The 21613-nt window shown below is 45.7% G+C and carries 17 protein-coding genes; 5 read left to right on the forward strand and 12 right to left on the reverse strand.

Annotated features, from left to right (window positions below; translation table 11 throughout):
- The first annotated feature begins 624 nt into the window (after positions 1–624).
- The gene (locus tag Q0307_RS15645; protein WP_298661806.1) at positions 625–1713 is read left to right on the forward strand and encodes an ionic transporter y4hA; all 1089 of its coding nucleotides are present in this window, start codon (positions 625–627) and stop codon (positions 1711–1713) included.
- Between the two features lie 55 nt (positions 1714–1768).
- On the opposite strand, the gene Q0307_RS15650 is transcribed toward Q0307_RS15645, so the two are convergent.
- Entirely contained in the window at positions 1769–2047 is a 279-nt protein-coding gene (locus Q0307_RS15650; protein WP_298661808.1) for a hypothetical protein, read from the reverse strand.
- Positions 2048–2189: 142 nt separating this feature from the next.
- On the reverse strand, positions 2190–2585 hold the full coding sequence (locus Q0307_RS15655; RefSeq protein WP_298661810.1) for a hypothetical protein: 396 nt from the start codon (positions 2583–2585) through the stop codon (positions 2190–2192).
- A gap of 159 nt (positions 2586–2744) precedes the next feature.
- Between Q0307_RS15655 and Q0307_RS15660 the strand changes: the two genes are divergently transcribed.
- Complete coding sequence (locus Q0307_RS15660) at positions 2745–3803, forward strand: 4-oxalomesaconate tautomerase (protein ID WP_298661812.1); 1059 nt, start codon at positions 2745–2747, stop codon at positions 3801–3803.
- Positions 3804–3830: 27 nt separating this feature from the next.
- Positions 3831–4703 carry an amidohydrolase family protein gene (locus Q0307_RS15665; RefSeq protein ID WP_298661814.1) on the forward strand — a complete coding sequence of 291 codons (873 nt, stop codon included), beginning with the start codon at positions 3831–3833 and terminating at the stop codon, positions 4701–4703.
- A gap of 79 nt (positions 4704–4782) precedes the next feature.
- Here Q0307_RS15665 and Q0307_RS15670 read toward each other — a convergent pair whose 3' ends face one another.
- From Q0307_RS15670 to Q0307_RS15695, 6 genes are all read right to left on the reverse strand, one after another.
- Entirely contained in the window at positions 4783–5226 is a 444-nt protein-coding gene (locus tag Q0307_RS15670; protein ID WP_298661911.1) for a hypothetical protein, read from the reverse strand.
- A 226-nt stretch (positions 5227–5452) separates the two neighbouring features.
- On the reverse strand, positions 5453–6349 hold the full coding sequence (gene cysM / locus Q0307_RS15675) for a cysteine synthase CysM (protein ID WP_298661815.1): 897 nt from the start codon (positions 6347–6349) through the stop codon (positions 5453–5455).
- A gap of 5 nt (positions 6350–6354) precedes the next feature.
- Positions 6355–6735: a holo-ACP synthase gene (gene acpS / locus Q0307_RS15680; RefSeq protein ID WP_298661816.1), complete on the reverse strand. Its 381-nt coding sequence runs from the start codon at positions 6733–6735 to the stop codon at positions 6355–6357.
- Entirely contained in the window at positions 6735–7427 is a 693-nt protein-coding gene (recO, locus tag Q0307_RS15685; protein ID WP_298661817.1) for a DNA repair protein RecO, read from the reverse strand. Before recO ends, acpS begins: the two co-directional genes overlap by 1 nt.
- Entirely contained in the window at positions 7424–7993 is a 570-nt protein-coding gene (locus tag Q0307_RS15690; protein ID WP_298661818.1) for a TMEM165/GDT1 family protein, read from the reverse strand. Before Q0307_RS15690 ends, recO begins: the two co-directional genes overlap by 4 nt.
- Positions 7994–8081: 88 nt before the next feature.
- Entirely contained in the window at positions 8082–11222 is a 3141-nt protein-coding gene (locus Q0307_RS15695; protein ID WP_298661820.1) for an efflux RND transporter permease subunit, read from the reverse strand.
- 215 nt (positions 11223–11437) lie between these two features.
- Here Q0307_RS15695 and Q0307_RS15700 point away from each other — a divergent pair, with 215 nt between their 5' ends.
- Positions 11438–12712 (forward strand): MFS transporter, encoded by a 1275-nt coding sequence (locus tag Q0307_RS15700; protein WP_298661822.1) that lies wholly within the window; start codon positions 11438–11440, stop codon positions 12710–12712.
- A 23-nt stretch (positions 12713–12735) separates the two neighbouring features.
- Here Q0307_RS15700 and Q0307_RS15705 read toward each other — a convergent pair whose 3' ends face one another.
- Genes Q0307_RS15705 through Q0307_RS15715 form a run of 3 tightly spaced genes read right to left on the reverse strand, consistent with a single transcriptional unit; the run spans position 12736 to position 19394 of the window.
- Positions 12736–14034 (reverse strand): NAD(P)/FAD-dependent oxidoreductase, encoded by a 1299-nt coding sequence (locus Q0307_RS15705; protein ID WP_298661823.1) that lies wholly within the window; start codon positions 14032–14034, stop codon positions 12736–12738.
- Between the two features lie 12 nt (positions 14035–14046).
- The gene (locus Q0307_RS15710) at positions 14047–15312 is read right to left on the reverse strand and encodes a DUF1552 domain-containing protein (RefSeq protein WP_298661825.1); all 1266 of its coding nucleotides are present in this window, start codon (positions 15310–15312) and stop codon (positions 14047–14049) included.
- An 11-nt stretch (positions 15313–15323) separates the two neighbouring features.
- Positions 15324–19394 (reverse strand): cellulose binding domain-containing protein, encoded by a 4071-nt coding sequence (locus tag Q0307_RS15715; protein ID WP_298661828.1) that lies wholly within the window; start codon positions 19392–19394, stop codon positions 15324–15326.
- Between the two features lie 250 nt (positions 19395–19644).
- Here Q0307_RS15715 and nhaA point away from each other — a divergent pair, with 250 nt between their 5' ends.
- The gene (gene nhaA / locus Q0307_RS15720; protein WP_298661831.1) at positions 19645–20814 is read left to right on the forward strand and encodes a Na+/H+ antiporter NhaA; all 1170 of its coding nucleotides are present in this window, start codon (positions 19645–19647) and stop codon (positions 20812–20814) included.
- Between the two features lie 60 nt (positions 20815–20874).
- Here the strand turns inward: nhaA and Q0307_RS15725 are convergent, their stop codons facing one another.
- Positions 20875–21543, reverse strand: a complete 669-nt coding sequence (locus tag Q0307_RS15725; RefSeq protein WP_298661833.1) for a hypothetical protein — start codon at positions 21541–21543, stop codon at positions 20875–20877.
- Positions 21544–21613 lie beyond the last annotated feature (70 nt).

Consider the following 21613-nt stretch of genomic DNA (forward strand, 5'->3'; position numbering starts at 1 on the left):
CCCAGCTCATAAGCTAACACCGTTTTCAAATTAGGTTGCCATGCATACCACAACCAACGAGGTTGCTTTTAAAGTCTAGACAGCACCGGTTTGAAGCAAAACCCTGTACTTAAAAGTGTATGACGCAGCGGACAGGTTAGTAATGACTATGATTTTATACAAAAAATTGCTAAGCAAATTCCACCTCCACCACCAGAAGCTATTTTTTATAAACAAACACCTGTCTTGTATAAAACAGGCGTTGCCAATCCAAAATTTGAAGCGCAAAAACCTTTTACTATTTAACTTGTGCTAATGGGTAGATTTTTTCTTTGATGTAAAGCACATGAAAATTTTATTTAGTCAATCTACAACAATAAAAACCCCAATCTAAGTCAGCGGAGGAGAATACCGGCTTAGATCAGGGCTACATGAACTAGCTTGTCGAACACTAAGATAATGTTTGAAATGGCCACTTAGGAATCTAAATGCAATATCAGTGCCAAAAGTTCGGAACTCAAGCTATCCAAAAACAAATGCATACCTTGACATTTTTAGTACAAACTTTTTAAGGCAAACTGTGCAGAAGCACGCTTTTAAGCTACATTCAAACACTTAATTATTTTTCAAGCGCAAAACTTGCCTATGACGCAAATCAATCTACGCTCCCCCCTTTGGACATTACTGGCTCCTGCTTTCACTTTATGTTTACTCGCGTTGCAATTCACCAGCTTTGAATTGACCGGTTGGTATAGCGTAGCGCTCGCCATTGGCTTAATCGCCAGCGTATTAGCCGCAGTCCACCATGCCGAAGTGATTGCCTATGGAATTGGAGAACCCTTTGGAACTTTAGTGTTGGCCTTAGCAGTCACGGTGATTGAAGTCTCCTTAATCGTGTCAATCATGATGAGTGCGGAATCGGGGGCGACAGTATTAGCACGGGATACAGTCTTTGCCACAGTCATGATTATTTTAAATTTAATCATAGGTCTGAGTTTTTTAATTGGCGGCATTCGTTTTGGCGAACAACGTTTTATTTTAACCGGTAGCTACACCGCCCTGACTACCTTAGCCGCGATTGTGGTGCTGACTCTAATCTTACCTAATTACACCATCAGCATGTCAGGGCCGCGCTATACCGATAGCCAACTCGCTTTTGTTGCAGTGGTTGCCTTAGTTCTCTATATGTTGTTTGTTTTTGTACAAGCGGTACGCCATCGCGATTACTTTCTCAGCAGCCCCATGCGCGAAGAGACCGAACAACAAGCTAAACTATCGATTAAAACTCTGATTATGAGTGGGGTTTTCTTATTACTCAGCTTAGCTGGCGTAGTGCTAGCCGCGAAACTCCTATCGCCCGATGTCAAAACCTTAGTGCACGCGATTGGTGCACCGGAAGTATTAGTTGGAGTAATTATCGCCACGATTGTGCTCCTACCCGAAGGATTTGCGGCTTTGCGTGCCGCTGCGAATAATCAATTACAAACTAGTCTCAATCTCGCCTTTGGCTCTGCCCTCGCTACGATTGGTTTAACCATTCCCGTAGTAGCAGTAGTCGCAATTGCAATGGATATGACTTTGGTTTTGGGATTGGATAGCAAATCGATTGTGTTGCTGGTGTTGTCCTTGTTTGTGACTTCGCTGTCAATGAGCACGGGACGCGTAACAGTGATGCAGGGGGCTGTGCATCTGGTGATTTTTGCAACCTATTTGTTTATGACGATTGTGCCTTGACTGTCTTCGTCAACATCAAATAAAAAGACACTGCTGAGCAGTGTCTTTTTATGGATTAAACCTGTTGAAGCTTACGCCATTCCTGTTGAACTATTTCGCTGAACGCTACCAGCATAGCAAATAATATCACCAAACTAGCCACCAGCTCCGCATGGAAAAAGCTAGCAGTTTGGGCAACTTCACTGATTAAAGCAGAGTCAGCTAAGACATGAGTAACTGCTTTCATCAATAAAAATGTACCTAAAGTGACACTCAGCATCACAAAAGCAGCTACTTGTGCTTTCCAAGAGTGCGTTAAAACAACCCATAAACGCTCGATAAAACTGTAACCCATGACAGCCCCCTAAATGAATAAATTAAGATACCCACTCAGTGCCTTAAGCTAACAAAAAAGTTCAGGTAAATTTTCACAAAATAGCTTAAATCAATGATTTAACATAAAAAATTCATAATTTTAACATCAATAGAATGCCTGACTATTTACTGATATTAAAACTAGCTTTTGCAGCCGCATAAGTAACCGTAAAGCCTGCAGCGACATTAATAAACGCCATTAAAGTCAAGAGCATGAAATAGCTATTCGCTGCCCAAGGTTTAGTCAGCCAAATAATCAAATAGACGATTAAGACAAGGGTAGAAATGATCCGCTCAAGAATCGAGAGATCGTTAATACGGGTTGCTTTGAAGATTTCAAAATGCAAAGCAATCAAACCTGCAACGACCAACCAATCACCGTAAGTTGGGCGCATCACTCCATAGGACGGCATAGGAATAGCCAGAGGAATCGCATCTAAACCTGCAGGAAAAAATCCAAGCCAATGTAATAGTAAATAGAACACCAAGACTAGAGCGAATAAAGGAGTAATCGACATACTTGAACTTCCTAAAACAGACGTGATCGGTAAACAAAAAATACCAGAGCACAAATATTTTTTACATGTTCAAACTCGCTACTTGACAATAAACTGCTAACGAGCTAACTCATTGTGACTCGCGCCTCACTCCCTTTATTAGGCTAGCTAGGAGAAATCATGCAACGTGCTATTCCCTTTATGCAATTTCGGGGTGGCAGCTCGAAAGGCTTGTACTTTTTAGCGAGTGATTTGCCATCTGAGCCGGTCGAGCGTGATCAAATCCTTCTCTCTGCTGTCGGACGTGAAGCACGGCAAATTGATGGCTTAGGTGGTGCACACCCTTTAACTAGTAAAGTGGCGGTAGTAAGTCGCTCAATCCGTCCTGATGCGGATGTAGATTTCCTATTTGTGCAAGTCGTGGTGGGGGAAAATCGAGTTGATACTACACCCAATTGTGGCAATATCTTAGCAGGCGTTGGCCCATTTGCGCTTGAGGCGGGTTTGATTCCAGTGCAAGGCGATACGACTACGGTGCGTGTCTATATGCTAAATAGTGAAAATCTCTGCGAACTCACTATTCAAACCCCAAATGGTCAAGTCACTTACGAAGGCAATGCTAAAATCGACGGCGCGCCTGGCACGTCTGCTCCAGTTATTTGTAATTATCTCGATGTAGCTGGCTCGATTTGTGGAGCACTGCTCCCCACCGGTAATACTAAAGATCTTATCAACGGCATTCCCGTCACTTGCATTGATAATGGTATGCCAGTCGTGGTGATCAATGCTCAAGATTTAGGAAAAACGGGCTACGAAAGCTGTGCGGAACTTACGAACGATAGCGAATTTCGCGCTAAGCTCGAAGCCTTACGCCTAAAAATCGGCCCATTGATGAATTTAGGTGATGTGACGAAAAAAGTCGTACCAAAAATGACCTTAATCGCTCCTCCGCAAAACGGTGGTCATGTGAGCACACGTACTTTTATCCCACATACTTGTCACGATGCGATTGGCGTGTTGGGAGCTGTGTCAGTGGCAACTGCTTGCATTTTGCCGAATTCAGTGGCTGAAGGTATTGCAGTTATTCCTGAAGGCAACCCAAAAAATCTATCGGTTGAGCACCCTTCCGGCGAGTTTTCTGTCGAACTGCAGCAGGATGCCAACGGTAATGTGAGCAAAGCTGGACTCTTGCGTACCGCACGGCTCTTGAGTCGTGGCGAAGTGTATGTGACTGTCTAAACTATTTATTTTATTGGAGGAGAGCGTATGAGCAAACTCAGTTGCATGCCACCAGATAATAATACCCGCACCCCGTTGTATAAAGCGCCCCCGAAAGCTTGCGATGCGCATTGTCATGTGTTTGGTCCGCATGCGATTTTTCCCTATGCCGATAAAGCCTCCTACTGGCCACCCGATGCGGATAAACAGGCACTGAAACGCTTACACGATAAGCTTGGCATTGAACGAGCGGTATTAGTACAAGCGAGCTGCCACGGTGTGGATAATCGCGGCATGTTAGATGCGATCAAATCCAGCAATGGTGCGTATCGTGGCGTGTGTATCGCGAATGACAGTTTCAGCGAAAACGATTTTCAAGACTTACATGATGGCGGTGTACGTGGGGTACGCTTTAACTTCGTCAAACATCTAGGTGGCGCCCCCAATCTCGCTAGCATGAAAACTGTGCTAGAGCGCGTCAAGCCGTTGGGTTGGCATTTAGTTATTCATGTGAATGCGGAAGATGTCATCACCTATGCCGAATTTTTCGATGCGATTAACATGGATATTATCGTCGATCACATGGGGCGCGTGCCAACCACCGAAGGCGTCGGCCAGCAAGCTTATAAAATCTTACTCGAGCGCATGCACCGTGATAATTGGTGGATGAAAGTTTGTGGCTCTGAACGTATTTCGATGGGACCACCTTTCTATGATGCCGTACCTTTTGCACAAGGATTTATTGAGATCGCCCCCGATCGGATTTTGTGGGGTACCGATTACCCGCATCCGAATATTAAAAAGCATATGCCGAATGATGCCGATTTATTAGATTTAGTGCCCTTGATTGCACGCGATGAAAGTGTGCAGAAGAAGATATTGGTGGATAATCCGGCACGGCTGTATGGGTTTCCGGATTAATCAAAGCTAACTGCTATTCGTATGAACAAGCCCTACATCACACTATATGATGAGGGCTTCAACACTCAACAGCTAAACTTTACCTCTTATTCACCTTAGGCTCACGCTCCCAGAAGCGTAATTTACCACAAGCTTTAATAAAGGCTTTCGCATCTTCAGCTTTCGCCAATTTAATGCACCCACCATCTAAATCACCATCAATACTGACTGCTTTAAACAGTGGCATAGCGTCCTCGTTATAAGCGATGAATTTGCAGTGGGCAAAGGCATCTGCCACAAAGTCTTTACTTGCGCCATCGGCTTTCAGTAACTCAGCGCCTGCTTTCGAGGGAATCACCGCCACCGCATCGAATACCACTGCTGGACCAGCGCCGATTTTTTCATCCACTGGATACATTTTATCATCGCTCAATTTCACACCAGAGATCTTGGGCGCAATAATCGCACAGGCTGCTCCTTCAGTTTTGGCTGCTTCCTGCAAACCCTTGACCAAAGCCGCATCCGAACCTTCAGTGGAGAAAATACCGAGCTTACACGATCAAAACGGGCGAGTTTAGGGTCGGGCTTTTAGCATCTGCTTGCTGATGGATTTCACCACCTTTGCCGACTTGAGTTTTTGGCTTATAGGTATCTTGCATGTTTGAATCCTTAGTCATAAGACTACCAAAGAACTTGATCTGATCCTGAGCATAGGCTGCTTACTGAGAGAATGCCAGATTGGCTGGAAGTAGCAGGGTTATACAATCCATTTAAGCCGGAAACACACCCGTCGAAATATACCGATCCCCACGGTCACAAATAATGGTCACAATCGTAGCCTTCTCTAAGGCTTGCGATAAACGCAAAGCGGCCGCCAACGCACCACCAGAAGAAACACCACAAAAAATTCCCTCTTCTGCAGCTAAGCGCCGCATCATCGTTTCAGCTTCTAACTGCGTCACGTCCACTTCCAGATCAACATGTTGAGCCTCAAAAATTTCTGGCAAATACTCAGGTGACCAACGCCGAATCCCCGGAATTGCATCTTGCTGCGTAGCCGGGCGCACTCCAACAATTTGAATACTCGGATTTTGCGATTTTAAATACCTACTAGTACCCATAATCGTTCCTGTCGTACCCATCGCGCTCACAAAATGCGTAATCTGGCCTTGGGTATCCTGCCAAATTTCCGGCCCAGTACTTAGAATATGCGCTGCTGGATTGTCAGCATTTGCGAACTGATTGAGAACCTTACCCTTACCCTCACGCTCTAATTGCAAAGCCAAATCCCGCGCCCCCTCCATTCCACCTTGTTCTTTACTCACTAAGAGTAGCTCAGCACCATAAGCTTTCATCGACGCACGCCGTTCCATACTTAAATTATCCGGCATGATCAGGATCATTTTATAACCCTTAATCGCCGCTACCATCGCCAGTGCAATCCCCGTATTACCGCTAGTTGCTTCAATCAGTGTATCACCGACTTGAATTTCACCGCGCAATTCAGCTTGACGGATCATGTTTAAAGCAGGCCGATCTTTGACCGAACCGGCAGGATTATTGCCCTCTAATTTAGCCAAGATAGTATTGCTGGTATTGCCGGGTAAGCGCTGTAAGCGCACGAGCGGTGTTTTGCCAATAAAGTCTTCAATCGTTGGGTAATACATGCTGGTTATCCTATTAAAATCACGAAAGCGACCGCATATTCGCGCTCATCCGCTAGCGACATTTGGATCTCTGTTACCCCTAAGCGCTCCGCATTCGCTAAAGCAGTACCATGCAAATGCACGTGTGGCTTACCTAAATCACTATGGCTAGTTTCGATTTCAAAGAAACTGGCATCCTTACCAATCCCTGTACCTAAGGCTTTTGCCACTGCTTCTTTAGTGGCAAAGCGTTTAGCTAACCAAGCGGCTGGGTTGCTACTGGTTTTCAATGCGCTCATTTCATGCGGGTGCAAAATACGCTCAACAAAGCGCTCCGAATTCCGCTCTAATAAGCGTTTAATTCGCGCGATTTCGACAATATCGGTACCGACTCCAACAATTCGCATTAGCTGAAGCCAGCGATAAGTTGGCGAGCATATAAAGTCTTACCTTTGAGATGTACTCGCCAGAGTCGATCTAAAACCACCCTAAGTTCACGCCAAGCGCTCAGGGTCATCTGTTCAGGCGCACGTAAAGCTAATAATAAGTTACCAGAAATCAAGGTATCGTTCGGCTCAGCTAAGACCTGATCTACCATCGCTAAGCCCACTTCGGGGCGAAACCGATAGCTTAGCGCCTCACGCAACTCAAACCCTGCATGATCATCGTGCCAAAGATTAAGGCTATAACCACAAGCTTCTAATAACTCTAACTCTAAGAGCATGACAGCCGGCAAATTTTCACCGGATTGGAGAAGATACAAGACTTCTCGATAGCGTTGGAATAGCTCAGGAATTGGTTCATGGGCTTGAAAAGCTCGCAAGAACAATTCATTTAAATAAAAACCCTGTACTAAAGCACCTTGCTGTAAACGATACCGGCCTTTTTCTTCGGTTTGCGTCAGAGTAAACACCTCACCACGTCCGACCCAAGCTGCATCCAATAAGCGAAATGGCTCTAACATCCCTTTAATGCGCGCTGCCTGCTTTTTAGAATAACGCGCCACTGCACTGATGCGCCCTTCGTCTTGCGTGAGCAAATCCAACAATAAACTATGATCGCGGAAATTATTCCGCCGCAAGACAAAGGCGGGCTTCACATGCCGACTCCTATTAAGGCGAGCCCCCCTAAAAGCGCAAAAATAGCCGCCGCAATCGCGTGAATCAGCTTGAGGGGCAATTTGTGCGCTAACTTATCACCGATAAAAACCGCAGGTACATTCGCCAACATCATCCCTAAAGTCGTCCCCGCTACGACTGCGACTAAAGCCTGATATTGCGCCGCTAAAGCTACAGTAGCTACCTGAGTTTTGTCACCCATCTCCGCAAAAAAGAAAGCAATCAAGGTGGTCACAAACACACCAAAGCGCGAGACTTTGACATTCGCATCTTCTTCATCCAATTTATCCGGAATCAGCATCCAGACAGCCATAGCTAAGAAGCCAATACCCAAAATCCAGCGTAAAGCATTCGGGCCTAAAACTGAGGTCAACCAAGTACCTACTGCACCAGCCAGAGCATGATTGAGCAAAGTAGCAACTAAAATGCCTAAAATAATCGGCAAAGGCTTGCGAAACTTAGCTGCCAAGACTAACGATAAAAGCTGGGTTTTATCACCCATTTCGGCTAGCGCAACGATCCCAGTTGAAATTAAAAAAGCTTCCAAAACTGCTACTCCTATTCAATCAGCGCAGCAGTGTACTGAGTAGCAAGTCGAATGCCAATGCTGTTTTACTACGGAGCCTTGCATGAGTTTAGACACTCACTTCGGTTTGAGTTACTGTTTGTAATGTTTCTTCTTTAATTTTTTCAGGGAAAATTTTCTTTACTACCAAAAAGAATAACGGTGCAAAAAAGATCCCTAAAATCGTAGCTGCAATCATCCCTCCCAAAACGCCCGTACCAACAGCATGTCGACTGCCAGCACCCGCTCCCGTACTTAACACCAAAGGCAGTACCCCTAAAATAAAAGCAAACGAAGTCATGAGAATGGGACGCAAGCGAATCCGTACCGCTTCTAAAGTAGCGGGAATCAAAGCATAACCTTGAGTCAATAGATTACGCGCAAACTCCACGATCATAATCGCATTTTTAGCTGCCAAACCTATCGTCGTGAGTAAACCGACTTGGAAATACACATCATTGTTTAAACCACGAAGATCGGTGGCTAACACTGCGCCTAAGACCCCAAGTGGAACCACTAAAATGACCGCAAAAGGAATCGACCAGCTTTCGTATAAAGCTGCGAGTGCTAAAAACACCACTAATACGGATAAAGCATAAAGTAGAGGAGCCTGTGCGCCCGATTTAGCCTCCTGATAGGATAAGCCAGTCCACTCATAGCCAATGCCTTCTGGCAATTTATCCACTAAATCTGCGACAATCTGCATCGCCATACCGGAACTTACACCCTCTGCTGGTGCGCCCGTCACTTCCACTGCACTAATCCCATTAAAGCGCTCTAACAAAGGTGGCCCTTTAGTCCAACTACCTGTCGAGAAACTTGAAAACGGTACCATATCGCCCGCAGCGTTTCGCACGAACCAGCGATCTAAATCTTCTGGCATCATTCGGCTCGTAGCTTCACCTTGCAGATAAACCTTTTTGACCCGCCCGCGGTCAATGAAGTTGCTCACATACGCGCCACCCCAAGCCGTGGAGAGCGTATCGTTAATCGTGCTAATAGAAATGCCCCTTGCGCTCGCTTGGAGTACATCAATATCCACTTGATATTGGCTGCTGTCATCCATGCCATTCGCCCGCACTGCCGTTAAACGCGGATCTTGCGAAGCTGCTTTGATAAAATCATCGCGTGCTTTCATTAGAGCTTCGTGGCCTAAACCAGCCCGATCTTGAATCTCTACCGAGAAACCTGCGGAATTCCCTAAACCACGCACGGCGGGGGGCGCATTCACCACCACACGTGCTTCTTGAATGCTGCGCAATTTGCCAGAAGCACGTTTAGCAATGGCTTGTGCAGTCTGATCGGGACGTTTACGCTGATCCCAATCGACTAAACGCACGAATAAGCGCGCTACATTTTGCGCATTCCCAGCCGTGCCAACCCCACCCACTGCCATCACCGCTTTGAGAACCTCTTTTTCATTCTCTAAGAAATATTTCTCGACCTTACTTACCACTTTTAAAGTGCTTTCTTGAGTCGCTCCGGGTGGTAAGCGCACTTGAACGAATAAAGTACCTTGATCTTCATCGGGTAGAAAAGAAGTTGGTAAACGTACAAATAGATAGCTCATTAACCCAATAATTAAAAAATAAATCAGTACATAACTCATGGGTTTATTGAGCATCCCACCGACCATCACTTGATAACGTTTGCTGGAGCGATTAAAGCTACGGTTAAACCAACCTGCCCAGCCCTTTTTATCTTTGGCATCACTGGCTTTTAAAAGGCTGGCACATAAAGCGGGCGTCAAAATCAACGCAACCCCCACCGACAGCGTAATTGCTGAAACCAAGGTAATCGAGAACTGTCGATAGATCACCCCGGTTGAACCACCAAAGAAAGCCATGGGCACAAACACGGCTGCTAGTACTAAGGCAATGCCAATCAAAGCACCAGTAATTTGCCGCATAGATTTACGTGTAGCTTCCCTTGGAGATAAGCCTTCGTCATGCATGAGGCGCTCGACGTTCTCCACCACTACAATCGCATCGTCCACCAACAAGCCAATCGCTAAGACCATTGCAAACATGGTGAGGGTATTAATCGAATAGCCGAACACATTCAAAATAGCCAACGTACCCAATAAAACAATCGGTACGGTAATCGCTGGAATTAACGTGGCGCGGAAACTTTGTAAAAACACGAACATGACGATAAAAACTAAGAGCATCGCCTCAGCTAAAGTCATCAGCACGCCTTCAATCGAGATTTTAATAAAGGGTGAAGCATCATAGGTAATAATCGCAGTGAGACCTTTAGGGAAATAAGCCTCTAACTCTTTGAGCTTGTCCTTAACCGCCTCAGCAGTCGTCAGAGCATTCGCACCACTAGCCAAGGTGACGGATAAACCGCCTGAAGGCTTGCCACCAATCCGTGATACCACATCATAGCTTTCGCTTCCTAGCTCCACCCGCGCAATATCCGCTAGGCGCACTACCCCCCCTGTAGCATTTGCCTTCACCGTAATGGCATTAAATTGCTCAGGTGTTTGTAAGACAGACTGCGCAGTCACAGTCACATTCATCGGTTGATTTGGTACTGCTGGTGTACCGCCTAGTTGTCCCGCTGAGACTTGAGTATTTTGTGCCTGAATAGCACTTTTCACCTCAGTCGTGGTGATTTTATACATGCTCATTTTTAGCGGGTCGAGCCAAATTCGCATCGCATAAGGCGAACCAAAGATTTGCGTACTGCCGACCCCATCCACTCGACTAATTGGGTCTTGAATAGTAGTAGCGATATAGTCAGCAATATCCGTTTGGCTCATGCTGCCGTCTTCAGAGATAAAACCAATAATCTGTAAGAAACCGCTCGAACTTTTACTGACTCTTGTACCCTGTTGTTGTACCGCAGCCGGTAACTGTGGGAGTGCTAGCTGGAGCTTATTTTGTACTTCAACTTGAGCCAGATCAGGGTCGGTATCGGCAGAAAAACTCAAATCTACCCGCGCGCTACCTGAGGAGCTACTAGTGGAGGCGATATATTGCAAACCATCTAAGCCTGTCATTTTCTGCTCAATAATTTGTGTGACTGAATCTTCGACCGTCTTTGCAGACGCACCGGGGTAAGATGCAGACACAGAAATCGTGGGGGGAGCGATATCAGGATATTGCGCAATAGGCAGATTCGGTATGGAGAGCAGACCTGCTAACATCACTATAATGGCGATAACCCAAGCAAATATGGGTCGGTCAATGAAAAATAAGGACATGCTAACCATCCACGCAAAACCTTGATAATGCATGGTAGTTTAAAGCTTTAGGCTAGTGCGAACAAACCTTAGCTATTTTCCTAAGGTCTAAAGTGCTGTGCTAATAAAAAAAATTAGAGGCATCATTCGTATTTATGTTTATCAGGCTTAGATTGCCCTAGGCAGCTTTTGTGCATAAGATCAAGTCCAGTCTTTACTCAAACAGGATAAGCATAATGACAAGCAGCACACCCAGCCTGCGCGAGCGCTGGTCTTGGGCCTTTTACGACTGGGCGAATTCAGCGTTTGTAACCACTGTGGTCGTGGCTTTTTTCCCGATTTTTTTCCGCAGCTACTGGGCTAAAGAACTGCCCTCTGAAGAAGTCACCTTGCATTTAGGCACAGCGAATGCTTTAGCCAGTTTATCCGTGATGTTATTAGCACCGTTCCTAGGTGCAGTGGCGGATCGCGGTGGCCTAAAAAAACCGCTACTTGCTACCTTTGTCGCGATTGGTGTGAGTACCACCTTATTATTGACGGTGATTGGCGTGAATCAATGGCAAATGGCCATGTTCGCTTTTGTACTAGCGGTTGTGGGTTTCCTAGGAGCCAACATTTTTTATGACTCCTTACTCGTTGATGTCGCTGAAGAGCAAGATTTTAATCGTGTCTCCGCTTTGGGTTATGGCATGGGCTATCTGGGAGGAGGCTTACTCTTTTTATTATGTGTACTGATGACGCTGCACCCTGAATGGTTTAATTTAGGGACAGATAAACTTCTTGCTGTCCGTTGGGCATTTGGGATTACGGCTCTATGGTGGGCTTTATTCTCGATTCCCATGTGGTTATTTGTGCGTCAACGTCGTACTAGCATGGCTAAACGCCCACCGTTGCTGACTTTGATGGCTGAAGGCGGGCGGGATTTACTAGATACTTTCCGGCATATTCGTCAATTAAAATCGGTTGGTTTATTTTTATTAGCCTATTGGTTTTACATTGATGGTGTTGACACAGTAATCGTAATGGCTGTTGATTACGGACAAACCTTAGGCTTCCCCCAAGATAGTTTGATTACTGCGCTGTTAATCACCCAATTCGTAGCCTTCCCAGCCGCTTTAGCCTTTGGATATTTAGGGAATCAATTGGGAGCTAAGAAAGGCATTTTAATTGGTCTAGCAGCTTATATTGCGATCACGATTTTTGCCTCGCAAATGCAATCTGTGCAAGGCTTCTATGCACTAGCGATTTGTGTTGGCCTAGTTCAAGGCGGGGTACAAGCTTTAAGTCGTTCCTTGTATGCGAGTTTAATTCCTGCCGATCAAGCGGCTAAATTCTTTGGTTTTTATAATATGCTGGGTAAGTTTGCCGCTGTCCTCGGGCCTTTGTTAGTCGGCTGGTTTGGCTTACTTACTGGTTCGTCACGCCTAGGCTTATTAGCCATACTTATTCTGTTTGTCATAGGTGGATTCTTATTATGGCGGGTTCCCACCACTAATGCCTCGCAACACTAGTCGGTGACTTAAGCAAGGATGTGTTACTTAAACACATCCTGCGTAAAATTGTTATACCAACTATAAGCATAACTCGCATCGAACAAACGATCTTGTGCAGTCCCAGTGGCAGAGGAGACGCCGCCACTCCCCGGAATGCTTTCAATCACTTTGCCATTATCCGACAGCCGATAAACACCCACGACTGAAATCGCGTAATTCTTACCAACCACACTATAGCAACCATTCGAGAAGGCTGGACTTGCCAACTCCAGACCATTCAACAATGCATGAATAGCAGCAGCACAAACTTTAGCTTCCGTATTAGCGGCAAAACCTGATTTAGGCAAGGAGTCTGCCATACAGGCATCACCAATCACATGCATATAAGGATGACGCGTGGATTCAAAACTTTGCTTATTGACCGGACACCAGCCCGTGCTATCCACCAAATCAGCATCAAAGGCTAACTTACCGGCTTTTTGCGGCGGAATCACATTGAGTACTGCCCCTTGAACCCGATCACCAAATTCCGTAATCACCGTTTTTGAACTAACATCGACCTCCACCACTCCGGCAGCCTGATCACTGGATCGCCACTCAATCAGCGAGTCAGTGGTTTTATAGCCATAGAGTTCTTTCCATGCCTGCTCGAATAAAGCTTGCTTAGTAAAGCTTGGCTTAGGATCAAGAATAATCAGTTTAGAATTCGGTTTGTGCTGTTTTAAATAATAGGCAATTTGACTAGCACGCTCATAAGGGGCGGGCGGACAACGATAAGGATTCGGGGGAGCAGCAATCACCACAAGACCCCCATTTGGCATCGCATGGAGTTGATCACGTAATAACAGGGTTTGCGCACCCGCCTTCCAAGCATGGGGCACAGTCTCGATAGCTGCTTCGCTATAACCTGCAATCGCCTCATACTTAAAATCAATCCCCGGCGACACCACACAACGATCATAGGGATAGCTCACACCCCCTTTGGTTAAAATCAGTTTGGCGTCATAATCAATGCCTGTGACTTCATCAATCACCACCTTGACCCCATGTGCCTTCAGTCCATCGTAATTAAACTGCAAGGACTCCAAGCTACGCTCGCCACTCAAGACCTCATTACTCATGTAACAAGTTGTATAAATGGCATTCTTTTCAATCAAGGTGACATCAAGGGTATTATCCAAGCGGCGTAAGTATTTCGCTACCGTTGCACCCCCTGTCCCACCACCAACGACCACCACCCGTTGGCCTGCAGCGCCGACAATCGCAGGGAACCCTAGGCTACTCACTGCTGCTCCAGCAACCAATGTTTTTAGAAATGTTCTACGACGAGTATCCAGCATACTTTGCCTCTCCTAAGCGATCAAACCGGGCAAAGGCCCTGGATTAGTATCTTGAGTACCAAACTGATTCAGATTCAACCCCATAAATTGAGCCATCGACACCAAGATTTTATTATGTGGTGTCCCATTGAACCTTAAGCTACGTCCCCCGCTAATCCCCGCACTATTCCCACCTGCGAGAATAAAGGGCATATCGGTATGGTTATGCCAACCACCATTCGCTAGATCACTGCCTACAAAAATCAAGGTATTATCTAAAAGTGTCCCACTGCCTTCTGGCACACTGGCAAGCTGTTCAATGAGTTTTGCTAATTGCTCGGTGTACCAAGCTTTTACTTTAATAAAGTCCTCGCCACCGCCATGCGAAGCCTGATGACAAGTCTGACCACTACCTGACTCGGCAATCACCGCCTCATTCACTGCATGCCCCCAAGTTAAGGTCACTACCCGCGTTAAATCACAGGCTAAAGCATGTACGGCAATATCCATTTGCAAGCTACTAATCAAGCCCATTTTGCTCGCATCCCGATACTCGGGATTACTCCAGAAACCCGTGCGTGTGACTTTAAAGCCTGTAGGGTTGAAATTCCACGCCGCACAAACACCCGCATTAGCATTCAGCTTTTGCTCTAACTCCCGCAAAGACTCAAGGTGCGTATCTAACTTGGCCTGTTCGACTGAGCCTAAATTATTACGTAAAGCATTCAGTTCATTCAAGGAAGCACTCATGACACTTAAACGCCGCTGCACTAAGAAATTATCAGCCGCATTCGCCCCAAATAAAGACTCAAATGCGGCTAAAGGATTAGGCTCAGGGGCAACTCGCAAACCATTTGCATCAAATGTCACACCCGCACTATCCCAAACGGGAACAATATTCAAGTTCAGATGGGGTCTCACCGTTTGGGTCTTAAAGGATTGTGCAAGGTAATAATCTAAACTGACGGCTTTATCACTCGCGCGCCCATCTGCACCGGTGAGTAATTTTAAGACTCCACCTTCATGGGTAGAGCCGGAACCTTTCATGTCGATCCCACCTAAAAACACGCAGTGCTGACGCACCCGCTCTAAAGGAGCCGTCATCCGTGGTAGAACGAAATTAGTACCAGTCGTTGATGGATGCCAATGCTCAGGACGCATTCCATCTGGGAAATACACAAAAATCACTCGTCGAGGTGGGTCAGCCGCAAAGGCCATATTGCCATAGGGCAACATAGCTGCACCAAAACCGGCCGCCACCCATTTCAGAAACTTACGGCGCTCATTCACTTGGCTCATGCTCATATCCCCTATTGCGCCCGACGCAAGGTAAAGTTAGGCGCATTCACAATGCTCAGCAACATCGTTTGTAGGTTGTAATTATTATCTTTATAAGTTTGGAGGTAATCCTCCAAAGCACAGCTATCCGCCGAAAACTCTCTACGCCCCGTGGTATAACGATAATACTGGCGCGCTAAACATTGAGCAGCCGTGGGACTATCTGCGAGCAATTGGCTGAGATAACCAAGATCGGTTACGCTCAGCTCTTCAGTTGGCGAATAAGTTTCCATACCCCGCAAGATGCCGCTCGCATCAATCAGACTACCGTTTTCCAATTGCCGGAATTGACCCGCACCATCATATTTTTCAAAATTGAATCCAGGACCATCCAAGTATTGATGACAACTGTAACAACTCGTCCCCGAATTACTATGGAAAGCAAAACGCTCACGGGTGGTCATATTCGGATCAGGATCCGGTGCCTCAACGATCCCCATATTGGCTGGCTCTGGTAAATCATGGCAAAGCACTCGCTCAAAGAAAAAGCGCCCACGTTTGAAGGGATGGGATTCATTACTATTCGCGTAGCGGGCTAAAACTGCACCTAAGGTCAAAATACCATGCCGTGTGCCATCCGCCACCGGCGTTTTCTCAAAGCTATTACTGCTTGGCCCGGTCAATTGATAGAAATTTGCTAAAGTCTGATTCGCCAACACATAATCCGCCTCATATAACTCACGGAAACTTTGCGTCGAATCAAAAGTTACATAGTTAAAGAAATTAATCAATTCTTGCGACATAGCTAGGCGTACTGCATCAGTGTAGGCAGGATAGACACTACTATCTTTAGCGGGCAAGAAATACGGATTGGTTTTGAGTAGCCATTGCCCAACAAAATTACCCACTTGCTGACGACTTCGACTTGCTGCCAATAAACGTGAAGCTTGGGTGATACGTTGTTGCGCAGTATCCAGCGCATTCTGATCAGCCGCTGTCATTAATTCCGCATCAGGCATACTGCCCCAGAACAAGTAAGAAAGACTGCTAGCAACCTCATAGGATGTGAGCTTATAGGTACCGTCGGTTTGCAACTCTCCCAGCTCAGAACGGTAGAGGAAATGAGGTGACATCAGCATCCCCATGACGGTTTTTTCTACCGCATCTTTGAAAGCTATACCACTAAAATTCAGCGCAAAACTATCCACTTCAGTCGTTGTTAAAGGTCGCCGGAAAGCACGCTTGCCAAAACTTTGAATAAATTGCCGTCCACAAGCAGCATCTTGTTGACCACAGGGCACTAAATGATTCCAACTTTGCAAGACCGCCTGCGATGCTAATTGCTCAGCTTGGGTCAGGAAAGCCTCCATTCTCAAACTGGTAATCTGATTCTGCGCCACATTATTATCAAAGCCATCGACCCGATTTTCTTCAGGTAATTTATGCAAGAGATCCAGTTGCAAACCCAGTAAATCATTGACCGTGTTTTGATATTCTTGGCGAGTTAGCAATCTCAAACTACGGGCACTGGCAGGGGGTGAGCCTAGGCAAGCTTGAGTATCATCATCTCCCCCACCATTAGCATTCGGAACTAAAACTTCGGTGATATAACTAGCAATAGCCGAAGCACATCCCCCTGTACAGGCTCCGGGATTACCAGGCGGCATGGTATCGTGAATAACTTTGGTTAAATTCGCTAAATCAGCAGAGGTGTATTTAGTTAAAGCCACTTTGGTAAAACCACCCTTGCCATCCGCACCATGACAACTCGCACAACCTTGACGTTGATATTGGCTTTGACCATATTGTAAGGCTGTTTGTAAACTCACCGTTGCTATCGTGCTTGCGGTGCTGCCTTTGGTATTAAACGCTGATACCCGATAGTCATATCCCAAGCCCATTGCAACCGTCGTATCGGTATAGGCTTGGGTATTACTGGCTAAATCGATCAGACTAACCCAATCATTATCAGTCGCTCCCATAGCACGTCGTTCAACCCGGAAACCTAGCTCGGTAGCGCTAGTATCTTTCCAAGCTAAATTGACTTTACTATTATCCACTGCAGTGGCAATAAACACAGTAGGTGCAGTCGGCACGGTATCCGTTGAGTTCCCCCCATCATCCCCGCCCCCGTTATCCCCACCATTGTTTCCTCCGGCTTTCGCAGTAGCATCCGCCGCATAATATTGAGCCAGTGCGACTAACACATCCTCACCAAACAATAACTTTAAGTTAGTCATTTGATGTGCCATTTCGGTCGGAATATTGCTGCTACGTCCTAGGTAGTAATCCTCAAGCGTAGCATGCAAATAACCAGCCCACTGCCCATCAAGACGGGTACCTGTCAAGCTCATATCATTGCCCGTGCCCACATGGCAAAAAACACAGTTACTTTCATGGACTGCCTTACCACGATTAACAAGAGTTTGATCAGTAATTTGTGGGGCTGCTTTAAACGGCAGAGCGGCCAAATAATCAGCCATACGCTCAATTTGAGTATCGGTATAGCCCTTGGCAATCCGATTCATGACACTCGAAGCCCGTTCACCCGTACGATAAGCTTTCATCGTACGAACTAGGTAGCTTTTACTTAGACCGGCAATTGAGGGAGTTCCCGGCCCCGAACTATAGCCGTCAGTACCGTGGCAGGCAGCACAATTATTCACCAACATCGCTGCCCGAATATCGGTTCGATCTTGGCGCTTAGCTAATACAATATCGGTATAAGTTGACGAGCCTGAAACATTCACTGCCTTTAAACGATATTCATACGTGATGCCAACCGCTAAGGTTTTATCTTGATAGCTGAGCGTATTCGCCGCTAAAGTTACTAAGGCCACCCAGTTTCCGCCAGTTTGGAGACGCTCTAGGACGAAAGAGTCTTCATTATCACTGGTATCTTGCCAATTCAGATCAGCATAATTATTTTCGATCAGGCTCACTTTTAATTGTGTAGGCGCTTTGGGTGGTAACTGCAGTGTATCAGCCTGACCACTGCAGCGCGTGCCATTCACTGCTAGATCAATCGGGGCAATATTTAAGCCCGTGTGCGAAGCATTAAAGCCAAAGGAAAGACTCTTATTTTGGCGGACAATCTTATTACTTTCTATATGCCCAACCGTGACCTTATCCGCTGCTTGATTAAATTGTCCATTCCAGCCCTCAGTTAACTTTTGCCCCGTTGGCATGGTCCAAGTGGCTTGCCAGCCACTCCAAGGAGCACCGGTATTTTTAATATCGACTGTTCCTGTAAAACCAGTCTCCCATTGGGTTTGGATTTGATATTTCACTTCACAGGAGGGAGGGGGAGGTGCGGGTGGATCTACCTGTCCGGTACATTTAACTCCATTGACACTGATATTACCGGGAATACGATTAAGCCCACTGTGATTAGCATTAAAGCCAAATTGCAGCGTACCCCCTGCAGCGATTAGTTGGTTCCAACCGGCATGCGTTACATCAATATGGCTGCTAGTCTGTTTATAAACCCCATTCCACATACCCGTGAGCTGCTGAGCATCAGGCATATCCCAAGCGACCGTCCAATTACTTAGAGCATCACCCGTATTCTTAATAGCTACATCACCGGTATAGCCCGTATCCCATTCAGTGACAATAGCATATTTGACATCGCACGCCACGACAGCAGGTTTAGGAGGTAGTGGATTTCCTTCACAGAGCACACCATTAACAGCGATATTGCTAGGCTTTTGATTGGTTCCCGTATGTGAGCCATTAAAGCCAAATTGCACTGTTGTGCTATTGTTAACCTTGCCATTCCAACTTGCATTTTTAACTGTGACGGCCGCACCGGTTTGGGTGTAGCTGCCATTCCATAAGCCGGTAATTTTCTGCCCGTTGGGCATATCCCAAGCAACCGTCCAACTAGACCACGCATCACCGGTATTGGTGAGGGTTACATTGGCAGAAAAACCATTGCCCCATTGATTAGGGATGTTGTAGTCGACTTTACAAGTTGTTCCTGCCCACGCAAGCGAACTGAAAAACCACAAGACTAAACCAAGTAGCCAATAACTCATCAAGCTAGACCTGCGTCCAAGCTTAAAGCCCATGCGCTCCGGCATGAGTTGTTGATTTTTCATTATGGTCTCCTCGCAAGACGACTAATTAAGGAAAAAATCAACTTATAAGGCTAGACTATCAAAACAATCTATTCAAGCAGAAACTGACTAGGCTATGAACAAAAAACACACAAATACTGATAAAAATATTTAATTACTGTGGTATAGGAGAGATCAAACCTAAAACCTTGGTATCCGACTAAGTTTAATCCTCTATCTTATCTTAGGATGTTACGATGTCTGTTAATAACAGAATAAAAGAACCACTTTGATGAAACAAACCATTCAACGCTTTTTAGCTTTAGAGTCAGCCAGTGGAATTTTGCTAGTGATTGCAGCCATGCTAGCGATGCTCGCTGTGAACTCCCCTTTACAAGATTGGTATCAAGCCTTATTGAATACGCCTGTGAGCGTTCAGGTAGGTGCCTTAGAAATCGCTAAACCTTTGCTACTATGGGTCAATGACGGTTTGATGGCGTTATTTTTCCTCACCGTTGGCTTGGAAATTAAGCGCGAAGTTTTACAAGGTGAATTAGCTGATCTGTCTAAAGCCGCACTCCCAGTGATCGCCGCTATAGGGGGTATGGTGGCTCCGGCTTTAGTCTATAGCCTAATCAATTATGATAATCCGTATGCGATGCGTGGCTGGGCGATTCCTACTGCTACGGATATAGCCTTTGCTTTGGGTGTGTTATCGTTATTAGGCAAGCGCGTACCCACCAGCTTAAAGTTGTTCCTCCTAACTTTAGCCATTGTCGACGACTTAGGTGCGATTGTTATCATCGCGATTTTCTACACGGTTAAACTATCAGCGGTTTCTCTAAGTATTGCAGGGGCTGCTTTAGTGATTTTGTTTATCTTTAATCGACGGGGTGTCTTGTCCCTGTCCCCTTATCTGCTAATCGGCTTTGTCATGTGGGTTGCAGTCTTAAAATCGGGTGTGCATGCTACTTTAGCCGGTGTGTTACTTGCCTTTTTCATTCCCCTGCGCGCACCTGAAGGCAAGCATCAGACTTTAGCTGAAGGGCTGGAACACGATTTACATACCTCCGTTGCTTATGTGATTTTGCCGCTATTTGCGTTTATGAACACGGGCGTATCTTTGAATGGCTTATCCATCAACTCTATTATAGAGCCGATTCCTTTAGGTATTGCTTTAGGTTTATTTTTAGGTAAACAACTGGGGATCTTTGGTGCCTGCTGGTTGGCGATTCAATTAAGAATTGCGCAATTACCCTCAGGCATTGGTTGGTGGGAGTTATATGGGGTAGCTTTGCTCGGCGGGATTGGCTTTACCATGAGCTTATTTATTAGTTCACTGGCTTTTGAGGGTACAACGTTAGTCACTAATGATCGCTTAGGCATTCTGGTCGGCTCGATTGCTTCAGCACTACTAGGTTATCTGCTCTTGAAATGGCGACTTTCTAAAACCACTGCCTAATACTATTTAATGAGATCAACAACGCAGCCTATACAAAGTGACTGCGTTTTTTAAAGACCTTTAGGCTTGATTAAAGGCACGCACTAAAGACTGAAATTCTTGTTCGGCACGTGAATTATACTCTTGGAATTGACGATACTTCTTATAAGCCCCATTCAAATTTTCCAAAGCAGTTAAACGCAGTGCTTGTAAGATTACTGAATCTAACTCACTGCGCATGGCTCTCAATACTTCCGGCACATGTTGGCGATCACTCTCAACCGCTATCTGCATTTGATTCAATTTGGTAAGTAAAGACTCATGATGCGTATCTTTGATAAGCTCTTTTAACTGGGTAAACTCTTCGGTTATTTCTGCTTCATTAGCCGGCACAGCGCTGGGATTGGCTTGTTGCTCCGCTAACTGCCATAAGATTTGCTGCAGTTCTTGTTGGCGTTCTTCAATAACGGTCTTATAAATAGCCAATTTACCGCGTAAATCTTGTTGCGCTTGCTTAGCTTTGACAATCGAAGAAGCTAAGACTTGGTAGGAGTAGCCTAAACGCTTTAAGAGTTGTAAGTCGTCTTCAGCAATAGGGGCTTCAGTCGTAACTGCTACCTCTGGTTCAAAACCTTGATTCATTGGCATCTGTGCATGAGCCGTGTTTTCGATCACGGGAACTAGCGGTACTTCGGTTATATTATTAACCCAGCCCGGATTCACTTCTGGATGAGGTTGAAATGGAGTCATTTGCTAGCCCTTTATATAATAATTATGAAATGACATTTTATAAGTTTTTCTAATACTAGTTGTTTTTGCA

The sequence above is a fragment of the uncultured Thiothrix sp. genome, from assembly GCF_937873765.1.
GTDB lineage: Bacteria > Pseudomonadota > Gammaproteobacteria > Thiotrichales > Thiotrichaceae > Thiolinea.

Excerpts from the sequence above, each read along its gene's own strand:
- Q0307_RS15645 (WP_298661806.1), top strand. The coding sequence starts at position 625 with ATGACGCAAATCAATCTACGCTCCCCCCTTTGGACATTACTGGCTCCT.
- Q0307_RS15650 (WP_298661808.1), bottom strand. The coding sequence starts at position 2,047 with ATGGGTTACAGTTTTATCGAGCGTTTATGGGTTGTTTTAACGCACTCT.
- Q0307_RS15655 (WP_298661810.1), bottom strand. The coding sequence starts at position 2,585 with ATGTCGATTACTCCTTTATTCGCTCTAGTCTTGGTGTTCTATTTACTA.
- Q0307_RS15660 (WP_298661812.1), top strand. The coding sequence starts at position 2,745 with ATGCAACGTGCTATTCCCTTTATGCAATTTCGGGGTGGCAGCTCGAAA.
- Q0307_RS15665 (WP_298661814.1), top strand. The coding sequence starts at position 3,831 with ATGAGCAAACTCAGTTGCATGCCACCAGATAATAATACCCGCACCCCG.
- cysM (WP_298661815.1), bottom strand. The coding sequence starts at position 6,349 with ATGTATTACCCAACGATTGAAGACTTTATTGGCAAAACACCGCTCGTG.
- acpS (WP_298661816.1), bottom strand. The coding sequence starts at position 6,735 with ATGCGAATTGTTGGAGTCGGTACCGATATTGTCGAAATCGCGCGAATT.
- Q0307_RS15695 (WP_298661820.1), bottom strand. The coding sequence starts at position 11,222 with ATGTCCTTATTTTTCATTGACCGACCCATATTTGCTTGGGTTATCGCC.
- Q0307_RS15700 (WP_298661822.1), top strand. The coding sequence starts at position 11,438 with ATGACAAGCAGCACACCCAGCCTGCGCGAGCGCTGGTCTTGGGCCTTT.
- Q0307_RS15705 (WP_298661823.1), bottom strand. The coding sequence starts at position 14,034 with ATGCTGGATACTCGTCGTAGAACATTTCTAAAAACATTGGTTGCTGGA.
- Q0307_RS15710 (WP_298661825.1), bottom strand. The coding sequence starts at position 15,312 with ATGAGCCAAGTGAATGAGCGCCGTAAGTTTCTGAAATGGGTGGCGGCC.
- Q0307_RS15715 (WP_298661828.1), bottom strand. The coding sequence starts at position 19,394 with ATGAAAAATCAACAACTCATGCCGGAGCGCATGGGCTTTAAGCTTGGA.
- nhaA (WP_298661831.1), top strand. The coding sequence starts at position 19,645 with ATGAAACAAACCATTCAACGCTTTTTAGCTTTAGAGTCAGCCAGTGGA.
- Q0307_RS15725 (WP_298661833.1), bottom strand. The coding sequence starts at position 21,543 with ATGACTCCATTTCAACCTCATCCAGAAGTGAATCCGGGCTGGGTTAAT.